Origin of the sequence: Novosphingobium profundi (assembly GCF_020524485.1) — a bacterium.
GTDB classification, from domain to species: Bacteria; Pseudomonadota; Alphaproteobacteria; order Sphingomonadales; family Sphingomonadaceae; genus Novosphingobium; species Novosphingobium profundi_A.
The window spans coordinates 511,612-529,670 of the sequence record NZ_JAIVLF010000004.1; the positions used below are offsets into that span (position 1 = coordinate 511,612).

The 18,059-nt window shown below is 66.7% G+C and carries 18 protein-coding genes; 5 read left to right on the top strand and 13 right to left on the bottom strand.

All coding sequences use genetic code 11. The features are described 5' to 3' along the window. Positions 1-255: 255 nt before the first annotated feature. Positions 256-738, top strand: a complete 483-nt coding sequence (locus LC060_RS12790) for an RNA pyrophosphohydrolase (protein WP_226636092.1) — start codon at positions 256-258, stop codon at positions 736-738. Between the two features lie 91 nt (positions 739-829). Here the strand turns inward: LC060_RS12790 and LC060_RS12795 are convergent, their stop codons facing one another. The 5 genes from LC060_RS12795 to LC060_RS12815 form a co-directional block, all read right to left on the bottom strand. After that, a complete protein-coding gene (locus tag LC060_RS12795) occupies positions 830-1,354 on the bottom strand; it encodes a tetratricopeptide repeat protein (RefSeq protein WP_226636095.1) in 525 nt (174 codons plus the stop codon). Between the two features lie 49 nt (positions 1,355-1,403). Beyond that, on the bottom strand, positions 1,404-2,576 hold the full coding sequence (locus LC060_RS12800; RefSeq protein WP_226636097.1) for an RsmB/NOP family class I SAM-dependent RNA methyltransferase: 1,173 nt from the start codon (positions 2,574-2,576) through the stop codon (positions 1,404-1,406). Then, on the bottom strand, positions 2,573-2,800 hold the full coding sequence (locus LC060_RS12805; RefSeq protein WP_226636099.1) for a hypothetical protein: 228 nt from the start codon (positions 2,798-2,800) through the stop codon (positions 2,573-2,575). The genes LC060_RS12800 and LC060_RS12805 overlap by 4 nt, the downstream gene beginning before the upstream one ends. Before the next feature lie 14 nt (positions 2,801-2,814). Further along, positions 2,815-4,272 carry an IMP dehydrogenase gene (guaB, locus tag LC060_RS12810; RefSeq protein ID WP_226636101.1) on the bottom strand — a complete coding sequence of 486 codons (1,458 nt, stop codon included), beginning with the start codon at positions 4,270-4,272 and terminating at the stop codon, positions 2,815-2,817. Between the two features lie 176 nt (positions 4,273-4,448). After that, positions 4,449-6,029 (bottom strand): M28 family peptidase, encoded by a 1,581-nt coding sequence (locus tag LC060_RS12815; protein WP_226636103.1) that lies wholly within the window; start codon positions 6,027-6,029, stop codon positions 4,449-4,451. A gap of 281 nt (positions 6,030-6,310) precedes the next feature. Between LC060_RS12815 and LC060_RS12820 the strand changes: the two genes are divergently transcribed. Continuing rightward, the gene (locus tag LC060_RS12820; protein WP_226636105.1) at positions 6,311-6,973 is read left to right on the top strand and encodes a hypothetical protein; all 663 of its coding nucleotides are present in this window, start codon (positions 6,311-6,313) and stop codon (positions 6,971-6,973) included. A gap of 73 nt (positions 6,974-7,046) precedes the next feature. Here LC060_RS12820 and LC060_RS12825 read toward each other — a convergent pair whose 3' ends face one another. The 6 genes from LC060_RS12825 to sdhC form a co-directional block, all read right to left on the bottom strand. Next, positions 7,047-8,726, bottom strand: a complete 1,680-nt coding sequence (locus LC060_RS12825; protein WP_226636107.1) for a M56 family metallopeptidase — start codon at positions 8,724-8,726, stop codon at positions 7,047-7,049. After that, on the bottom strand, positions 8,723-9,121 hold the full coding sequence (locus tag LC060_RS12830; protein WP_226636109.1) for a BlaI/MecI/CopY family transcriptional regulator: 399 nt from the start codon (positions 9,119-9,121) through the stop codon (positions 8,723-8,725). Before LC060_RS12830 ends, LC060_RS12825 begins: the two co-directional genes overlap by 4 nt. Positions 9,122-9,243: 122 nt before the next feature. Then, on the bottom strand, positions 9,244-9,855 hold the full coding sequence (locus LC060_RS12835; protein WP_226636111.1) for an HdeD family acid-resistance protein: 612 nt from the start codon (positions 9,853-9,855) through the stop codon (positions 9,244-9,246). Positions 9,856-10,097: 242 nt separating this feature from the next. Next, positions 10,098-11,918 (bottom strand): succinate dehydrogenase flavoprotein subunit, encoded by a 1,821-nt coding sequence (gene sdhA, locus LC060_RS12840; protein WP_226636113.1) that lies wholly within the window; start codon positions 11,916-11,918, stop codon positions 10,098-10,100. Positions 11,919-11,922: 4 nt separating this feature from the next. Then, the gene (gene sdhD / locus LC060_RS12845) at positions 11,923-12,303 is read right to left on the bottom strand and encodes a succinate dehydrogenase, hydrophobic membrane anchor protein (protein WP_039394432.1); all 381 of its coding nucleotides are present in this window, start codon (positions 12,301-12,303) and stop codon (positions 11,923-11,925) included. A gap of 16 nt (positions 12,304-12,319) precedes the next feature. After that, on the bottom strand, positions 12,320-12,712 hold the full coding sequence (gene sdhC, locus LC060_RS12850) for a succinate dehydrogenase, cytochrome b556 subunit (RefSeq protein ID WP_039394434.1): 393 nt from the start codon (positions 12,710-12,712) through the stop codon (positions 12,320-12,322). A 158-nt stretch (positions 12,713-12,870) separates the two neighbouring features. Between sdhC and bla the strand changes: the two genes are divergently transcribed. Together bla and LC060_RS12860 are read left to right on the top strand one after the other, a co-directional pair. Then, positions 12,871-13,839, top strand: a complete 969-nt coding sequence (gene bla / locus LC060_RS12855) for a subclass B3 metallo-beta-lactamase (protein ID WP_226636115.1) — start codon at positions 12,871-12,873, stop codon at positions 13,837-13,839. Then, entirely contained in the window at positions 13,836-14,750 is a 915-nt protein-coding gene (locus LC060_RS12860; RefSeq protein WP_226636117.1) for a 50S ribosomal protein L11 methyltransferase, read from the top strand. The genes bla and LC060_RS12860 overlap by 4 nt, the downstream gene beginning before the upstream one ends. Before the next feature lie 185 nt (positions 14,751-14,935). On the opposite strand, the gene LC060_RS12865 is transcribed toward LC060_RS12860, so the two are convergent. Further along, the gene (locus LC060_RS12865) at positions 14,936-15,211 is read right to left on the bottom strand and encodes a PilZ domain-containing protein (protein WP_226636119.1); all 276 of its coding nucleotides are present in this window, start codon (positions 15,209-15,211) and stop codon (positions 14,936-14,938) included. Between the two features lie 233 nt (positions 15,212-15,444). Between LC060_RS12865 and LC060_RS12870 the strand changes: the two genes are divergently transcribed. Further along, positions 15,445-15,747 carry a DUF1153 domain-containing protein gene (locus tag LC060_RS12870; RefSeq protein WP_226636121.1) on the top strand — a complete coding sequence of 101 codons (303 nt, stop codon included), beginning with the start codon at positions 15,445-15,447 and terminating at the stop codon, positions 15,745-15,747. Positions 15,748-15,856: 109 nt separating this feature from the next. On the opposite strand, the gene ligA is transcribed toward LC060_RS12870, so the two are convergent. Then, entirely contained in the window at positions 15,857-18,004 is a 2,148-nt protein-coding gene (gene ligA / locus LC060_RS12875) for an NAD-dependent DNA ligase LigA (RefSeq protein ID WP_226636123.1), read from the bottom strand. Positions 18,005-18,059: the final 55 nt, after the last annotated feature.

An 18,059-nucleotide genomic window follows, 5' to 3' on the forward strand; every position in this document is an offset into this window, starting at 1 on the left:
GGTTTAGCGCCGTGTATCGCGGCACACAGCCGCGCTGGCAAGGGTCGAGCGAGCAACGCGCAAGAGCCTTGAAGGTGCCTGACCTTCCCGTGTCCGAAGGTCGACTTGCACGAAAGACACGACGGAAATCGGCAAATCAGGCTGGCAAATCGGGGGCGCATGGGCCATCTTGAAATCGATGCCTGCCGCGCTTTCCTTCTCCCGGATTTCCTGCCACGCGGGCTCTCATTCAATTTACCGGAATTTATCCAGGCAATGACCGATTACGCGAATCTTCCTTACCGCCCCTGCGTCGGGGTGATGCTTGTCAATGCCGACGGCAAAGTCTTCGTCGGCAAGCGAATCGACACCAAGGAGGGCAATTTCTGGCAAATGCCGCAGGGCGGCGTGGACGACGGCGAGGACCTCAAGGACGCCGCGCTTCGCGAGCTGTTCGAGGAAACCGGCGTGCCCGCCGACAAGGCGGTCATCCTCACGCGCACCAAGGACGAACTGCTCTACGACCTGCCCGACGAACTGCTGGGCAAGCTGTGGAAGGGCCAGTTCCGTGGGCAGCGCCAGCACTGGTTCCTCGCCCGCTTCGAAGGCTGCGATGAGGACATCGACCTCAACGCACACGAACCGGCCGAATTCTGTGACTGGAAGTGGGTCGACGGCGACGATCTTCCCGAGCTCATCGTGCCCTTCAAGAAGCGCGTCTACCGCTCGGTGCTGGAGGAATTCCGCGCGCTGATCTGAACCGCGTCAGATCTCCAACGACAACGAAAAAGCCCGCTGAACCGCAAGGTTCGGCGGGCTTTTTCGTACGTCCGTTACGGCTTTAAAGCGTTTATTGGTTGGCGCTTTGCGTGCCCGGCGTCGTCTTGACCTCGGGCGCGCTCACGACCTTGGCGGCGTTCTCGGGCGAAGGGCCCCGGGCAATCGCCGCCGAGACGTCACGGGTCTGCGCGCAGTCGGCACCGCACAGGCTTTCCAGCCGCGCGAGACGACGGTTCGCCTTCTCGGTCGCGCCCTTCTCGGCCAGGGCAACGCCTTCACCCGCCAGAGCGGCGAGATTGCGTGGATCGCGTTCCAGCGCAATGCGGTAGTACCGGATCGCCTTGCCAGTAAGGCCCTTGGCGCGTTCTGCCTCCGCGAGGGCAACCAGCACGGCGACACTGCCCGGCTCAACCGCCAGCGCGGCCTCGAAGGCATCGACGGCCTGCCCCGTAGCGCCCGCTTTCAGGCTTGCCTGGCCCTGCTCCATCAACGCGCTCGCACGCGGATCGAGCACTTCGCTCGCCTCCGAATGGAGCACGCTGGAAGAGACGGCAGCAACAAGAGAAAGGGCAACGGCAGCAGGCGTGTAACGCATCAAGAAGTCCTTGGCAGAGATCTGTTTCCGCGACATGAGCGCAAGGCTATCACAGCCGTTTGAAGCGCGCGACGAAAAACCCGTCGGTTCCGTCCTGGCCCGGCGAGAGGCGAAGCCCCGCCCCGCGCGGCGTTCCAGCAGGAAGCGAAATCGCCTCGGCCTGCCAGCCCGGATTGCGAGCAAGGAAGCCTTCGGCCTGGTCCGCGCCCTCGGCGTCGAGCAGCGAGCAGGTCACGAAGACGAGCCGCCCCTCGGGCTTCACCAGGCTTGCCGCGATGTCGAGCAGACGCGCCTGCGTGGTGGCGTAGCGCAGGATCTGCTTGTCGGTGAGGCGCCAGCGGGCCTCGGGATTGCGACGCCAGGTGCCCGTGCCCGAGCACGGTGCGTCCACCAGTACCGCATCGGCGGCCCCGACCAGGCCTGAAAGCCCGGCAGGCTCCTTCCCCGGGTTCAGGAGAAGTGTTTCAATGGGAAGCGTACCTGCCCGCTCTGCGCGCGGGGCAAGGCGCGAGAGGCGCGTGCGGTCGCTGTCACACGCCACCAGTCGTCCGGTGTTGGCCATGCTCGCGGCCAGCGCGAGGGTCTTGCCGCCGGCCCCCGCGCACAAGTCGACGATGGTCTCACCAGGCGCGGCGGCAACCACTTCGCAGGTGAGCTGCGAACCGGTGTCCTGCACCTCGATGGCGCCGCTCGCATACGCCTCGGTCGGCTCGATCCGGGTGTCGGGAGGATAGCGCCATCCGTTGACAGCCTGCGTCTTCTCCGCGCCCTCGGGCAGGTCGTCGGGCGTGCCCTTGAGCGTGTTGAGCCGGATATCGAGCGGCGCGCGGTCGAGCATGTGGGCGGCCGCCTCGGCGTCAATGCCGCTGTTCGCCAGGCGCATCATCAGCCAGTAGGGCGCCGCCCCGCGGGCCGCCACAGTCTCCTCGGGCGAGATCGCGGCCGGTGCATGGCGCGAGCCGTCGAAGAGCTCGGCAATATCAGGATTTTCCTGCGCCACGCGCAGCATCGCGGCGCGGCCCGTTTCAGGCACTTCCCCGCAGGCGCGGATCGCCCGGTAGGTCAACTCGCGCACCGCGCGCCGATCCTTGCTGCCGGCAAAGCGGCGCGCGCGGAACCAGTCGGCGATGATGCGGTCGGCCGGCGCACCGTTGGAGCGCGCGGCCTCGATCACGAGGTCGAGGATCTCGATCGCGGCCTGAACGCGGGCGGAAGGGGTCATCGGGAACTCTCCTGGCCGGCCCGAAACGCCTGCCAGGCGGCCTCCATCTCGGCGCCCGGGGGCACCTGGAGACATGCGTAAGGCGCCGCCGTGCGCTGCGCGGCGGCGGCCTCACATGCCTCGTGCGATACGAACAGGCCGGGGACGCGGCTGACCGGCGGAGCGGCAGATGCCGCTCCGGGATCGGCCAGCACCAGAAGCATCCAGGGAAGGAATTCCTCCATTCCCGGCCTCCGGCTCAGCGCGTCGGGTAGTTGGGCGCCTCGCGGGTGATGGTCACGTCGTGAACGTGGCTTTCGCTGAGGCCCGCATTGGTGATGCGCACGAACTGCGAGTTCTTGCGCAGGTCCTCGATCGTGGCCGAGCCGGTGTAGCCCATCGCGGCCTTGATGCCGCCCACCAGCTGGTGGATGACATCCTTGGCCGGGCCCTTGAAGGCAACCTGGCCTTCGATGCCCTCGGGGACGAGCTTCATCTGGTCCTTGATGTCGCCCTGGAAGTAGCGATCGGCCGAGCCCCGGCCCATCGCGCCCACCGAGCCCATGCCGCGGTACGACTTGTAGGCGCGGCCCTGGTAGAGGAAGGTCTCACCCGGCGCTTCGGCGGTGCCCGCCAGCATCGAGCCAACCATGACGGTCGAGGCCCCGGCGGCGAGCGCCTTGGCGGCATCGCCCGAAGTGCGCAGGCCGCCGTCGGCAATGACGGGAACACCCAGCTTGTCGGCCGCTTCGGCCGCGTCCATGACGGCGGTCAGCTGGGGCACGCCCACGCCCGCGACGATGCGCGTGGTGCAGATCGAGCCCGGGCCGATGCCGACCTTGATGCAGTCCGCACCCGCTTCGGCCAGCGCCTTGGCGGCCTCGGCGGTGGCGACGTTGCCTGCGATCACCTGGACCGAGTTGGAGATCTTCTTGGCGCGTTCGACGGCGCGCGCGACATCGGCGTTGTGCCCGTGCGCGGTGTCGATCACGACCACGTCGCACTCGGCATCGATCAGCGCCTCGGTGCGGGCAAAGCCCTTGTCACCCACGGTCGTCGCGGCCGCGACGCGCAGGCGGCCTGCCGCGTCCTTGGTCGCATCGGGATAGGTGACGGCCTTCTCGATATCCTTGACGGTGATGAGGCCCACGCAGTGGAAGGCATCATCGACGACAAGCAGCTTCTCGATGCGGCGGGCGTGCAGCAGGCGGCGCGCCTCGTCCTGGCTGACGCCGGTGCTGACCGTCGCCAGGTTCTCGTGCGTCATCAGCTCGCGCACGGGCTGCGCGGTGTTGTCGGCAAAGCGCACGTCGCGGTTGGTGAGGATGCCGACCAGCTTGCCCGAGCCTTCGACCACGGGAATGCCGCTGATCTTGTGCATCTGCATGAGCGCCTGGGCCTCGCCCAGCGTCGCGTCGGGAGCGATGGTGATGGGGTTCACCACCATGCCGCTCTCGAAGCGCTTGACCTGGCGGACAGCCGCGCACTGCTCTTCGATGGTCAGGTTGCGGTGGAGCACGCCGATCCCGCCCAGCTGCGCCATGACGATCGCCATGTCGGCTTCGGTCACGGTGTCCATGGCCGAAGAGATAACGGGGATGTTCAGACCGATTTCGCGCGTAAGCTTCGTGCGGGTATCGGCCTGGTTGGGAACGATGTCGGACTTCGCGGGACGAAGCAGAACGTCGTCAAAGGTGAGTCCGAGCTGGATTTCCATGTGTGCCACCATGCCTTTGGGGAGATTCGTGGCGGCCCATGTAACCAAGTGGTGCGCTTTGGGCTAGTGGGCAGATGCGCTTCTTGTGCCTCGCTGGTGCACAAAAACGCGTTTTTCTGACCAAACAGCAATTTGGACACATGTCCTGGCGGGTCAGCGCGGCCTTGCGCCGAGTTTCAGGGCGCCTCGAGGCGGACGAGCGGCGCGTTGCGCGGGTCGGAGAACCAGCGCCCAAGGTCGGTGAGCAGGAGCACGTCCTCAACCTCACCTCCCAGTTCCAGGCCATGGGTCAGGTCGTCACTGGGTCGGTGATAGTCGCTCTCGTAGAAGGCGCGCATGCGGGTGATATCGCCATAGGCCGTCGTGACCATGACAGCCGGGATATCGTGCTGAAGCAGCGCCCAACCATCCTGGCGGCGCACGAATTCGTTGGCATCCTCACTGTCGAGAAGGTCAAAGTGCGCGCGGCGGGCCACTTTCGCGATGTCCTCGTCGAGGCCCGTCATGCCCTTGCCGACGATGGCAAAGGGCGTGCCGGCGGGCGCGATGGCGACCGAGTCGATATTGAACGCCGCCACGATGCCATCGAGCGGGACCGGCGGGTTCTCGGCAAAGGCATGGGCGCCCAATAGCCCCACTTCCTCGCCGGTTGTGGACAGGAAGTAGACGTCGCGCTCCAGCGGCGGGCCCTTGGCGAGCGCGCGCGCCACTTCGGTGAGCGCAGCCACTCCGCTCGCATTGTCGATCGCGCCATTGCAGACGGTATCTTCCGCGGGCGGCTCGGCGCAGGCCCCGAAGTGGTCCCAGTGCGCCACGAACAGGACCGCGCCCGCATCGGGATTGCGCCCGGGCAGCTTGCCGATGAGGTTGTGGGTATGAATGGTCGTGGAGCGGGTGGTCGCCTCGAACGAGGCGGAGAGGCCGAGCGCAAGCGGCGTGAAGTCGGCGCGCGCGGCCTTCGCCTCCAGCGACGGGAGTGTCTGCGAAGTCCCCTCCAGAAGCCCTGCCATTGCCTCGGGGCTGATGAAGGCTTCCAGGTCGCCGCCGGTCGCATCCTGCGCCAGCGCATAGCCCGAACGCCCGCGCCGGGCGACGACCTCCTCGAAGCTGCGCGACCCGTCAAGCACGGTGAGCACAGCGGCCGCGCCCATTTCCAGGAACGCGCTCTGCCGCGTGCCGGACGCCTCTTCGCCCTCGCGCAGGCCGTCGAGCAGGACCACGATACGGCCGGCCAGTTCGTTACGCGTCAGCGCGCCCGCCTCGAGGTTGCCCACAAACAGCAGGGGCGAGCGGCGCGCAAGGCCGCGCTTGCCCGAGGTCAGGACGATCACGTCCTCGGGCCTCAGCGCCTTCGTACCACGTCCCCGGAAGAACTGTGCCGACGACGTCGCAGGCTCACGCGCGACCAGGGTGACGGGCGCGAACCACTCGTTGGCCGGATCGTTGGTGCCCGAGACGAGGCCGATGTCGAACCATTCCCGGCCCAGGTAGCGCAGCGTTTTAGCCTCGCCCTCGGTGCCCGGTTCGCGGCCCGCAAACTCGTCGCTCGCCAACCTCTCGATATGATGGCGAAGGCGCCCTTCGAGCGCACGTTGGGCCCGGCGTGACGCGGCCTCGAGCGGCGCCGCGCCGGTCACTGCCATTACGCCCGCAAGAGCGGCCAGCAAGGTCCGCCTGCCCCACACGCGCCAGTTGGCGCGCGCCACAGGCACGGCAGACGGCAGCCACACGGCGTTCGAGAACGGTCTGACGAACACGGAAGGTATCGACGTTTCCCTTGTGCGGCAGGACGCCGCAGACGCCTCATGGCACAAGCGATCCCGATGCCGCAACGGCGGTTTGCACCGTGCAGGAGATGGATGCCTTCTGGGGCGCTCCACGCCCGGCACCGCCCGTGCATTTTTCGCAACGGGAACGTGAACAAGTGTGATACGTTGAACGCATCAAGCCGGACAGATTGTCCGGATTTCAAGTCGATAGAGAAAAGCGGCCCGGCGCATTCGCGCGCTTCCAAGGCCGCTCCTATGGAGACGTTCGAATGTCCACGCGAACCCGCGCCCTCATTGCCGCCCTTGCCCTTCTCCCGCTTGCCCAGCCCGCGCTCGCACAGGGCGACAGCAAGCCGATCACCAGCAAGGATCCCTCCGCGCTCGACATCGCCAAGACGCCGGTGACAGACCTCAATCTCGACTCCAAGGAAATCCCCGAGGTGCTCACCCGCGCGGTGGAACAGCCCTACGATCTGACCGGCCTCAACAGCTGCGCGGCCATCGGCCAGTCGGTGCAGGAGATTTTCGCGGCAATCGGCCCCGACGTCGACATTCCCAAGGAGGAGCGCGACCGCATCAGCGCCGGGCGCGTCGCCAAGTGGGTGGTCTCCTCGTTCATCCCCTTCCGTGGCCTCATCCGGGAAATCTCGGGCGCAAACGACCGCGAACGTGAAGTGCGCACCGCGATCCAGGCGGGCATGACGCGGCGCGGCTTCCTCAAGGGCGTGGGCGCTTCGCGCGGGTGCGACTATCCCGCAGCGCCTGCCACCGCCGAGGACATCGCGGCCATCGACGCCGAACTGGACCGCCGCGACGCCGAAGAGAAGGACGGCGACAAGGACCCGAAGGACGAGCGCGGCGAGGAACAGGGTGAGCGCACCAGCGAGGGCGTTCCCATCGTCAACCAGCCCGTGGTCCAGGGCCAGAACTAGGCCCCGTCATGTGCGAAGGCGGGAACGGCACTGGAGCGCCCTTCCCACCTTCTCGACAGATACGGATCTATTATCAGATTTCGTCGGCGCGCAGGTCGCGCTCCACTTCGGCCCGTGCTTCGGCCAGTTCGCGCTCGATCTCGGCCAGAGCTGCGGCGCGGCTTGCCGCATCGTAGCCCGCCTGCGCGGCGATCTCGTGCCGGGCGCCTTCCAGCGCGCTGAGCACGATCTGCGCGATGTGCTGCGGAGGCCCTGCGCAAATCACGACGTGCTCGCCGTCCTTGGACTGGCCCGCAGCGTGCGAGCGACCTTGGGTGTCGGCCGGACAGCGCGTATCGATCACCATCTCGCGGCGTGTCTCACCCACACCAGCCTGCGCCGGATGCACGATGCGCACGGTCTTCACCTTGCCATCCTTCGAGACGAATTCCTCGACCTTGGGTGCCTGCGCCAGGGCCTTGGCGACCATCGCCTCGATTTCGACCTCGTTCATTCCCGCATGGCGCGCCTGCTTCTGGGCTTCGCGCACGGCGCGTTCGGTCGAGGCGGCGACCTCAGCGGCCACGGCCGGTGGAGCGGGCGCAGCCGGAGGCGCCGGGGGGACATGCCCCACGCGCGCGGGCGCCTCGGGAGCGGCAGGAGCCTCCGGCGGAAGCGGCGCGGCAACCCTGTCGGGCACGGATGGCGGCGCAGGAGGTGCAGGTGGCGCCGGCACGTCGCGGTCCGTGGCCGCCAAGACATCGTCCTGCCCCCGGGCCGCGTAGCTGACCGTCGCGGTCATCGGCACCGCCACGATGGCGAGCGCGAAGAGACTGCGCGCCGCGAGCTTGCGCCAGGGGCCGGTGTCGGCCTGGTTGAGCGCCCGCAGGCGCTGGATGATCGGCTTGCCACCGCCAAGTCCGCCCGCCATCGGCGCCGCAAGCGCCAGCGGAGCATGCCCGGCAAACGAGGCGATAAGCTGGCCGTAGCGGGCGCGCTCAGCCCGGTCCCGCCCAGCCATGACGCGGGCATCGCAGGCGGCTTCCTGGTCGCCGCGCAGCGCGCGCCACGAGGCCCAGGCCAGCGGATTGAACCAGTGCAGCGCGAAAAGCGGCTGCAGCGCCATGATCGCGATGAGGTCCCCCCCGGCGTGGTGCTCCAGTTCATGGGCAATCGCGAAGTCCGAGGTTTCGGAATCGGCCCCGGCGAGAAACCCGAAGGGCAGCGCGACCACCTTGTCGAAGACCCCGAAGGCCAGCGGCGCAGCCACCAGCGGGCTCTCGACAATGCGCACACGGCCTGCGGTCGCGACAGCGCGCGCATCGGTGAGGACCTGGCGCCGCATCATCTGGTAGTTCCAGGTCCGCCAGACAAGGAATGCCAGCGCCCCTGCCAGCCACACCATGAGGAATGCGCTGGTCCACGGGATCTGCATCCAGGGCTCCGGCTCGGCGGGCACGGGCACAAGATCCGCGACAGGCTCAGCGGCAAGGACGAGCCCCGCCGCCTCGGACGTGGCCGGAAGGGCGGTCGAAGCCTCCCCGGCGCGCGCCGAGGTCTGCGCGACGCCGACTTCCACTCCAGCCAACCAACGCGTCGGCGCCAGGGCGGCGGGCAAGGCCAGCGGTGGCATCACGAAGCGAAGCGCGGGCAGCAGCCACAAGGCATAGGCTGCCTGCGCACCAAAACTGCGCGCCACCGGACGGCGAAGAAGCAGCACCAGCGCCATCAGCGCGCCGGTCATCACCAGCGTATCAAGCAACCATTCGGTCATGATTTCAACTCCTTGAGGAGAGCTTCGATCTCGGCAATGTCGGTATCGCTCAGCGCTTCGGCTTGCGCGAGTTGGGCAAACAGCGGCGCCGCCCTGCCCCCGAACAGACGATCGACAAGGCGGCGGCTCTCGGTCCCGACATAGTCGGACCGGGCCATGGCCGGGCTGTATAGGAAGCGCTTGCCATCGCGCGTGGTGCTGAGCGCCTGCTTGGTGACAAGCCGCGCGAGCAGGGTCTTGACCGTGGGCAGGCTCCACCCGCGCGCGGCGCAGACCTTTGCGCAGACATCCTGCGCACAGAGCGGAGCCTCCTCCCACAGGACTTCCATCACCGCATGTTCGGCTTCGGAAATACGCTCGCCAGGCTGGGCGTTGGCTTGGGGCGTTGCGGCCACGTTTCACTCCATCGTTTACACACGTAATCGACTACGCCTGTAAACAATGAGCGTCAATCGCGCAGATGTCGTTCGCAGATGCCCGAATGCCGTTGGTCGAGCGCCAACGCTCCGCGAGCCCTTTACAGGCGGGAGCGTACCGCGTTGCCGACCTTGCGCATGCCCAGCGCCAGCACGATCAGGAACACGCCGCGCACAGCGAACGAGATCATCAGGATCACCGCCAGGAACGCGAGGCCCGTCGCGGGCGAGGAGAACAGCAGGATGAGGCCGAGCACGAGATCGAGCGCGCCCATGAACAGGCGCCAGCCCTTGTCGTGGCTGGCCTTGAGCGCCCAGGCGATCTGCAGCACACCCGCTATCGCAAGCCACGCACCAATCGCCCAGACGAGCGACAGCGCGCCAACCACGGGATTGAACAGGGCAAAGAGGCCCGCGATAAGGGCCAGGACGCCGAGCGCGATTTCCACCCAGCGCCCGCGATGCGCCATCGAGGTGGAGCCCGCCGCAATCGCGGCGACGCCGTAAAGCAGAAGCGTGATGCCCACGATGATGCCTGTCGCCACCCCCGTCGCGATGGGGTTGGTGAGGATCAGCAGGCCCAGCACGAGCAGGAATATCCCGTAGGCCAGAATCCAGCCCCAGATCTTGCCCGGCGCATGGGCCAGCGCGGCCACGACCGGGTCCTTCTCGACATCGGGGGTGAGAGCGGGGTCGAGTTCTTCGCGCGGCATGGGCGTCTCCTTGGCGGGCTCACTGTTCGAAAATGTGCCCGCACCACAGGAGGCGGGACACTGGGGAAAACACTGAGACCGGCCCGGAAGTTGCCGCCAAGCGCGAGGAAGTTCGGTTAGGCAAACGATTTTCCCAAATCGCCCTATGCCAGCCACCGCCCGTAACGCAAAAAGGCGGCGCTCCCATCCGGGAACGCCGCCTTTTTAGCTTCGGACCTTCGGACCGGCCGAAGGCGCCGGGATCAGTACACGCGCTTCTTGGGCTTGATGTACTCGGCATCGTCGGTGAGCGTGTATTCGTGCACCGGACGGTAGTCGAGGCGAACCTCGCCGCCCTTGCCGCCCCAGCCGTTGAACCAGGCTGCGGTGTGCTTCATCCACTCGGCATCGTTGCGATCGGGGAAGTCCTCGTGCGCGTGGGCGCCGCGGCTTTCCTCGCGCGCGTGGGCGCCGTGGAGGGTGACGGTGGCTGCACCGATCAGGTTGTCCAGCTCCATCGTCTCGACGAGGTCGGAGTTCCAGATCAGGCCGCGGTCCGAAACCTTGATGTCCTGCATCTTCTTGTAGGTCTCGGCCATGGCGGTCTTGCCTTCAGCCATGAGCTGCTCGGTGCGGAACACGGCGGCGTGGGCCGACATGTTCTGCTGCATTTCCTTGCGGATCTCGGCCGTGGGCGTGCTGCCGTCGGCGTAGCGGAAGTGGTCCAGACGGGTAAGCGCCAGGTCCGCGGAGTCCTTGGGAAGCTCGGGCTGCGCCGCGCCGGGCTTGACCATCTCCTTGAGGCGGTGGCCGGTCGCGCGGCCGAAGACCACGAGGTCGGTCAGCGAGTTCGAGCCGAGACGGTTCGCGCCGTGGACCGACACGCAGGCCGCTTCACCCACCGCAAACAGACCCGGGACAACCGTTTCGGGGTTGCCGTCGGCGCCGATCGTCATGACCTCGCCGTGGTAGTTCGTGGGGATGCCGCCCATGTTGTAGTGGACGGTGGGAACGACCGGCAGCGGCTGACGGGTGAGGTCAACGCCTGCGAAGATCTTGCCCGACTCGGTGATACCCGGGAGGCGCTGTGCCAGCACCTTGGGATCGATGTGGTCGAGGTGCAGGTAGATGTGGTCCTTGTTCGGGCCCACGCCGCGACCTTCGCGGATTTCCAGCGCCATCGAACGCGAGACGACGTCGCGCGAGGCGAGGTCCTTCGCGGACGGGGCGTAGCGCTCCATGAAGCGCTCGCCTTCGGAGTTGGTGAGGTAGCCACCCTCGCCGCGCGCACCTTCGGTGATGAGCACGCCCGCACCGTAGATGCCGGTGGGGTGGAACTGCACGAACTCCATGTCCTGGAGCGGCAGGCCTGCGCGCAGGACCATGCCAGCGCCGTCGCCGGTGCAGGTGTGCGCCGAGGTCGCGGTGAAGTAGCTGCGGCCATAGCCGCCGGTCGCCAGCACCACGGCCTGCGAACGGAAACGGTGGATCGAGCCGTCATCGAGGCACAGCGCGATCACGCCGACGCACTTGCCGCCGTCCATGATGAGGTCGATGGCGAAGTATTCGATGAAGAAGTCCGCCGCGTACTTCAGCGACTGCTGGTACAGCGTGTGCAGCATGGCGTGACCGGTACGGTCGGCCGCGGCGCAGGTGCGCTGCACCGGCGGGCCTTCGCCCATGTTCTGCATGTGGCCGCCGAAGGGGCGCTGGTAGATCGTGCCGTCCTCGTTGCGGCTGAAGGGCATGCCGGCATGCTCCAGCTCGAGGATCGCGTCGGGCGCTTCACGCACCATGTACTCGATCGCGTCCTGGTCACCCAGCCAGTCCGACCCCTTGACGGTGTCGTACATGTGCCAGGTCCAGTGGTCGGGCGTGTTGTTCTTGAGGCTTGCTGCGATACCGCCCTGCGCCGCCACGGTGTGCGAACGGGTGGGGAAGACCTTGGTGATGCACGCGGTCTTCAGGCCGGCTTCGGCCGAACCCATCGTGGCGCGCAGACCCGAGCCACCGGCGCCGACGACGACGGTGTCATACATGTGGTCAATGATCTTGTAGGCGGAACCAGTCTTATCCTGGGTCATTCAATCAGGCTCCCAGCGCGAGGCGAAGGACGCACAGGACGCCAAAGGCGGCGCCTGCGAAAACGGCGATGTTGAGTGCGGCAAGGCACGCGAACTTGGTGCCGTGGTCGTGGACGTAGTCTTCCATCATGACCTGGACGCCGAGACGGGCGTGCCAGAAGGTCGAGACGATGAGGAGGCCCATGGCGACCGCGGGGACCGGCGCGGAGATCCAGTCGATGACCGTGACGTAGGACAGGTCGTCGAGCAGGAGGATCGAGGCGGCCAGCCAGATCATCAGGAAGAGATTGCCGACCGCGGTGAAGCGCTGGATCAGCCAGTGATGCGCGCCATGCTTGGCCGAGCCGAGGCCGCGCACGCGGCCGATGGAGGTTCCGTTACCCATGGTGTCTACCCTATCTTCAGCGCAGCAGCAGGATCGCCCAGAAGGCGACGGTGAGAACGACGCCCAGCACGCTGGTCACGAGCGACCAGGTGCGGTTGCCCTTCAGCTCGAAACCGGCACCGATATCGAGGACGAAGTGGCGAAGGCCGCTCATCATGTGATTGAAAAAGGCCCAGCTGATGCCGACCAGGACGATGTAACCGATAGGCGACGTCATGCACTTGGCGAGCAGCGCATAGGCCTCCGGGCCGCTGGCCAGCGCGCCAAGCCACCACAGCAGCAGCGCGAGGCCGACAACCAGACCGTGCCCGCTCACGCGGTGCATGATCGAGACAAACATATGCGGACCCCAGCGCCAGATCTGGAGGTGCGGCGATAACGGACGGTTCTTGCTGCCAGCGGTGGCCATGTCCTTGCGAATCCCCTTGCCTGCGGCAGCCTAGGTACGCTGCCCTCGTGGAAGTCCCCCTTAGTCATTTCGCTGCAACGCGCAAGTTCCACAGTCACATCAGCGGGATTGGCGCGTGCAACTAGCCAAGTGCGGGCGCCGCGATTAAGGCGCGAGAGATGATGTTGCCCGCTCCCCGCGCGCCGTTCCGGCGCCTTCGATGGACGCCGCTTGCCGTGCTGGGCGCTGGCGCACTCGCGCTGGGGGTCCCGCACGCGTTTGCCCGTACGGATGATGCGCCCGGCGCACGACTGGCGCAGGCCTGCGCGGGCCGGGATGGCTGGGCCGAGCCCGCCCCGCCCGCCCGCATCGCCCCGGAAACCGGGATAAAGGCATGGTATGTCGGCACTTGCGGGATTACCGCGCTGCTCCTCGATACAGACGCGGGACTGGTGCTGCTGGATAGCGGCGTCGCCGAGGCGGCCCCGCTTATCCTTGGCAATATTCGCAAGCTCGGTTTCGATCCGCGCGAGGTGCGCTGGCTGCTCGGCTCGCACGAGCACCATGACCACGTCGGCGGCCATGGTGCAGTGCAACGTGCGACGGGCGCAAAGGTCGCCGCGCTCGCTGTCGCTGCGCGCAGTCTGACGCGCGGAAAAATCACTCTCGATGATCCCCAGCGCGGCGCCATCTCCGATTTCGCGCCCGTTCGGGTGGACCGCGTCCTGGCTGACAGCGAGGGACTCGTCGTGGGCTCACTCGTCCTCACGCCCCACGCGACGCCCGCCCATACGCCCGGATCGACAAGCTGGACCATCGCCAGCCGCGTCCCCGGGGCGCCCGCAATGACGCTCGCCTATGTGGACAGCGCCACGACCGTTTCGGCAAAGGGCTATCGCTTCACTGACCATCCCGACCGTGTGACCCAGGCCCGCGCAGGTTTCGCGGCGATCGCGGCCCTGCCCTGCGACGTCCTCGTCACCCCGCATCCTTCGGCCAGCAACCTCTTTGCCCGCCTGTCGGGCAGCGAAGCGCTGAACGACCCGCAGGCCTGCGTGCGCTACGCAGCACGCGCCTCCGAGTACCTCGACACACGCCTCTCCCAAGAGCGCGCGAACGACCACCAAGCAGAAGTACCCAAGTCATGAGCTGGAAGATTACCGCCTACGCCGACCGCGCCACCATCGAGCACGTCCTTGTCGCGCACGAGGACGCCTTCGACTGGGATCCCGAGATCGTCATTTCGGGCAGCGAGATCGCCGAGGACAAGCCCGACGACTGGCAGCTCGAAGCCTGGCTGGGCCACAAGCCCGGCAAGGCCGAGACCGAGGCCCTCGCCGCGCTGTTCCCGGGCGAGGTTCCGGCCTTCGAAATCGAGGAACTGCCCGAGACCGACTGGCTCGTCTCCAGCCAGCAGGACCTGGAGCCGATCCGCGCCGGTGCCTTCCACGTCCACACGCCCGAACACCCCGCCCTGAAGGAAAGCGGCGTCTTCGACTTCACCATCCCCGCCAGCCAGGCCTTCGGCACCGGACAGCACGCGACGACCGCCGGGTGCCTCGCCATGCTCACGCACATGAAGCAGCGCGGCGTCCTCGTGCGCAGCTGCGCGGACATCGGCACGGGCACCGGGCTCCTCGCCTTTGCCGCGCTGCGCCTGTGGCCCAATGCGCTGGCCATCGCGAGCGACATCGACGCGGTCTGCCCGGCCGTCGTGGAAGCCAATGCACGCACCAACGGCATTGCCATGGGCGAAGGCAACGGCGAGCTCATCATGACCGTCGCGGCGGGCATGGACCACCCCCTGCTCCACGCGCGCGGGCCCTACGACCTCGTCCTGGCGAACATCCTCGCCGGACCGCTGGTCGAACTCGCCCCCGACTTCGCGGATGCGCTGGTTCCGGGCGGACACCTTGTCCTCGCAGGCCTTCTGGAAACGCAGGAGCCTGCCGTGCGCCGCGCCTGCCGCCTTGCCGGACTGCGCCTTGCGGGCCGGATGGTGAACGGGGACTGGTCGATCCTCTGGCTGCGCAAGCGCCGTCGCTGGCGGGCAAGCTGAGAATAGGGACGAAAGAGATATATCAAGGGGTCATCACCCCTTGACCCCGAACCGGGCGACCTCACCTTATCTCAGCCAGACTGGCGCAGGGAAGGTGAGGTCTGCAAATTTGGGGAGCCCGAGGGCGATGGCCCTCGGAACCGATATCTTTGAATCTCTTGTCCGACCGGCCGGCTCGCTTCAGCTCAGGCCACAATTTCCAGTTCAAGACGCCGGGCCGCACGGCCATAGCGCGTCAGGATCTTCTCCGCACCGGGATCGAGCACCCGGTCGAACGCCACGCCCACGCGATCGGCCACGCTCCAGCGCACCCGCGCCTTGATCATCCCCACACCATCGAGCGCGAAAGCCAGTTTCTGGCCGCACGCCAGTTCACCGCATTCCACGACGAACTGGCAGCCCGCCGACGAAACATGCCGGGCTACCACGCTGGGATGGTCGCATACGTCCCGCATCTGCATGATGCCCTCCTCCGCTGCGCCGCTTCTCCTGCGCACAAGGCTAATTAATAAATCTTAACGCCCCGTAAACTTTCGTAAACCGCGAATTTATGGGGATATTAGCAAGAGACCGCGATTTCTCGGTAGAATACATAATTTGCAATTAACCTTTGCAAGTTAATTAATGTTAACGCATTCTGGCAAGAATAGACGCTGTCAGGGGGGTTGGTGCTGACAATCGAGAGAGGCCAACCATGGAACATGACGAGAAGCAGCGGCCCGATTCCGTAATTGGGCCCCTAGGGGAAAAACTAGAGAGGGCAACACTACCGCCCGCAAATACTTCGCGATGGGTCGTACGCCGCAAGGCCGAAGTTGTCGCAGCCGTCAATGGCGGTCTGCTTACGATAACAGAAGCTTGCGAACGCTATGGACTTACGCTCGAAGAACTTGCCTCATGGCAACGCTCCGTCGAACGTGAGGGCATGGCGGGCCTTCGAGCCACGCGCGTTCAGCATTACAGGCAAATGCATGAACGACAGGGACGCAAGTCCTGACGGATGACACGCGGCGGTCTGTTCGGCGGTACAGGCCAAGCCTCCTCGGGGAATCCCCTGTGAAAACGGGCTGACGCTTGCGGGCGCCGGCCCGTTTTTACATCCTTAATCAGCCCGCCTCGGCGACGATCCTCGCCCAGGCGGCTTCGTCGATCACCGCGATCCCCAGTTCCGCGGCCTTCTTGAGCTTCGAGCCTGCGCCCGGCCCCGCGACGATGAGATCCGTCTTGGCCGAGACCGAGCCCGCCGCCTTCGCGCCAAGCCGTTCGGCCTGCGCCTTGGCTTCATCGCGGCTCATCGTCTCCAGCTTGCCGGTGAAGACGACAGTCTTGCCCGCCACTTCGCTCTCCACGCTTTCGACCACGAACGGCGGCGGCGTCACTTCGGACAGAAGATCGTCCCAGACCGCACGGTTGTGCTCCTCGTGGAAGAAGTCGCCGAGCGCGCCCACGACCACCGGCCCCACACCGTCGATCGAAATGAGTTCGGCGTAAGCCTCGCTCGCCTCGGCCGCAGCCTCCTCGCCATCCTTGACGTGGGCCTTCTCGGCGATCTCACGAAGCGCAGGAAGTGTCTCGAAACGCTTGAGAAGATCGCGCGCGGTCACAGTGCCGATGTGGCGGATACCCAGCCCGAACAGCAGGCGCGCGGCATCGGGGGCCCGGCGATTTTCCACAGCCGCCAACAGGTTGTCCACAGACTTGTCCTTCCAACCATCGAGCGCAAGGATATCGTCCCGGCGCTGGCGCAGACGGAAAATGTCGGCCGGGCTTTCCAGCCACCCCTTGGCGAAGAACTCGTCGATGGTCTTTTCTCCCAGACCATCGATGTCGAGCGCGCCGCGGCTGACGAAGTGCTTGAGACGCTCGGTGCGCTGGGCCGGGCAGATCAGACCGCCCGTGCAGCGCACGTCGACCTCGCCCTCTTCGGCCACCGCTTCTGAACCGCACTCGGGGCAGTGATCGGGGAACACGAAGGGATCGCGCGCCTCCTCGCGGGTGCGGTTCTCCACCACCTGCGGGATCACGTCGCCCGCGCGCTGGATCACCACCCGGTCGCCCGGGCGCACGCCCAGACGCGCGATCTCGTCGCGGTTGTGGAGGGTGACGTTGGTGACCGTAACACCGCCCACCAGCACCGGCTGCAGGCGCCCGACCGGGGTCAGCTTGCCGGTGCGTCCAACCTGGATCTCGATCTTCTCCAGTGTCGTCTCGGCCTGTTCGGCGGGGAACTTGTGCGCGAGCGCCCAGCGCGGCGCCTTGGCAACGAAGCCGAGGCGCTGCTGCAGGTCGAGCCGATCGATCTTGTAGACCACGCCGTCGATCTCGAAATCGAGGTTCGCACGCCCATCGCGGATCGCGCGGTAAGCTTCGAGCAGCTCCTCCAGGCTCTCGCAGCGGCGGAACTGGGGCGAGACCGGCAGTCCCCAGGATTCGATCCGGCGAATAACCTCGTGCTGGGTCTCCCCCGGCACCGCGCTCGCCGCGCCCCAGCCGTGCGCCCAGAAGCGCAAAGGTCGCTTGGCGGTGACCTTCGCGTCCTTCTGGCGCAGCGAGCCGGCGGCCGCGTTGCGCGGATTGGCAAACTGGCGCACCTTGGCCTCGTCGAGCGGCTCGCCCTTGCGCTCCGCTTCCGCGCGGGCCTCCTCCATCAGCGCTTCATTGAGCGCGAGGAACGCGGCCTTTTCCATGTAGACTTCACCGCGCACCTCGAAGACTTCGGGAATGCCTTCGCCGGCCAGTTCCTGGACGATGTCGGGGATATGCGCGACGTTGGGCGTCACGTCCTCGCCCACCTGCCCGTCGCCCCGGGTTGCCGCGCGCACCAGCTTGCCCTTCTCGTAGCGCAGCGAGCAGGAGAGCCCGTCGATCTTGTCCTCGGCTGTGACCGCCAGCGGTTCCTCGGCCGAGAGCGAGAGGAAGCGGCGCACGCGCGCGAGGAACTCGGCCACTTCCTCATCGGAAAAGGCGTTGTCGAGGCTCATCATGCGCACTTCGTGCGTCACCTTGCCGAGCGGCGAGGCAGCAACCTCGTGGCCAACCGCGCTCGACGGGCTGTCGGGGCGCTTCAGGTGCGGAAACGCCTCTTCCAGCTCGGCGTTGCGGCGCACCAGCGCGTCGTACTCCGCGTCCGAGATCTCGGGCGCGTCCTCGGCGTGGTACTTGCGGTTGGCGCGCTTGATCTGGCGCGCGAGCCGCATCAGTTCATTGGCGGCGTCGGCTTCGGCGAGAAAATCGGGTGCGGATTCGGAACTCATGGCCCCGCTATGGCGCAAAGCGGACCAAAACGGGAGCCTGCATTGCCGCCCTGCC

What these genes read in the sequence shown, in the direction of transcription:
- LC060_RS12790 (WP_226636092.1), top strand. Translation starts at nt 256, where the DNA reads ATGACCGATTACGCGAATCTTCCTTACCGCCCCTGCGTCGGGGTGATG.
- LC060_RS12795 (WP_226636095.1), bottom strand. Translation starts at nt 1,354, where the DNA reads ATGCGTTACACGCCTGCTGCCGTTGCCCTTTCTCTTGTTGCTGCCGTC.
- LC060_RS12800 (WP_226636097.1), bottom strand. Translation starts at nt 2,576, where the DNA reads ATGACCCCTTCCGCCCGCGTTCAGGCCGCGATCGAGATCCTCGACCTC.
- LC060_RS12805 (WP_226636099.1), bottom strand. Translation starts at nt 2,800, where the DNA reads ATGGAGGAATTCCTTCCCTGGATGCTTCTGGTGCTGGCCGATCCCGGA.
- guaB (WP_226636101.1), bottom strand. Translation starts at nt 4,272, where the DNA reads ATGGAAATCCAGCTCGGACTCACCTTTGACGACGTTCTGCTTCGTCCC.
- LC060_RS12820 (WP_226636105.1), top strand. Translation starts at nt 6,311, where the DNA reads ATGTCCACGCGAACCCGCGCCCTCATTGCCGCCCTTGCCCTTCTCCCG.
- LC060_RS12825 (WP_226636107.1), bottom strand. Translation starts at nt 8,726, where the DNA reads ATGACCGAATGGTTGCTTGATACGCTGGTGATGACCGGCGCGCTGATG.
- LC060_RS12835 (WP_226636111.1), bottom strand. Translation starts at nt 9,855, where the DNA reads ATGCCGCGCGAAGAACTCGACCCCGCTCTCACCCCCGATGTCGAGAAG.
- sdhA (WP_226636113.1), bottom strand. Translation starts at nt 11,918, where the DNA reads ATGACCCAGGATAAGACTGGTTCCGCCTACAAGATCATTGACCACATG.
- sdhD (WP_039394432.1), bottom strand. Translation starts at nt 12,303, where the DNA reads ATGGGTAACGGAACCTCCATCGGCCGCGTGCGCGGCCTCGGCTCGGCC.
- sdhC (WP_039394434.1), bottom strand. Translation starts at nt 12,712, where the DNA reads ATGGCCACCGCTGGCAGCAAGAACCGTCCGTTATCGCCGCACCTCCAG.
- bla (WP_226636115.1), top strand. Translation starts at nt 12,871, where the DNA reads ATGATGTTGCCCGCTCCCCGCGCGCCGTTCCGGCGCCTTCGATGGACG.
- LC060_RS12860 (WP_226636117.1), top strand. Translation starts at nt 13,836, where the DNA reads ATGAGCTGGAAGATTACCGCCTACGCCGACCGCGCCACCATCGAGCAC.
- LC060_RS12865 (WP_226636119.1), bottom strand. Translation starts at nt 15,211, where the DNA reads ATGCAGATGCGGGACGTATGCGACCATCCCAGCGTGGTAGCCCGGCAT.
- LC060_RS12870 (WP_226636121.1), top strand. Translation starts at nt 15,445, where the DNA reads ATGGAACATGACGAGAAGCAGCGGCCCGATTCCGTAATTGGGCCCCTA.
- ligA (WP_226636123.1), bottom strand. Translation starts at nt 18,004, where the DNA reads ATGAGTTCCGAATCCGCACCCGATTTTCTCGCCGAAGCCGACGCCGCC.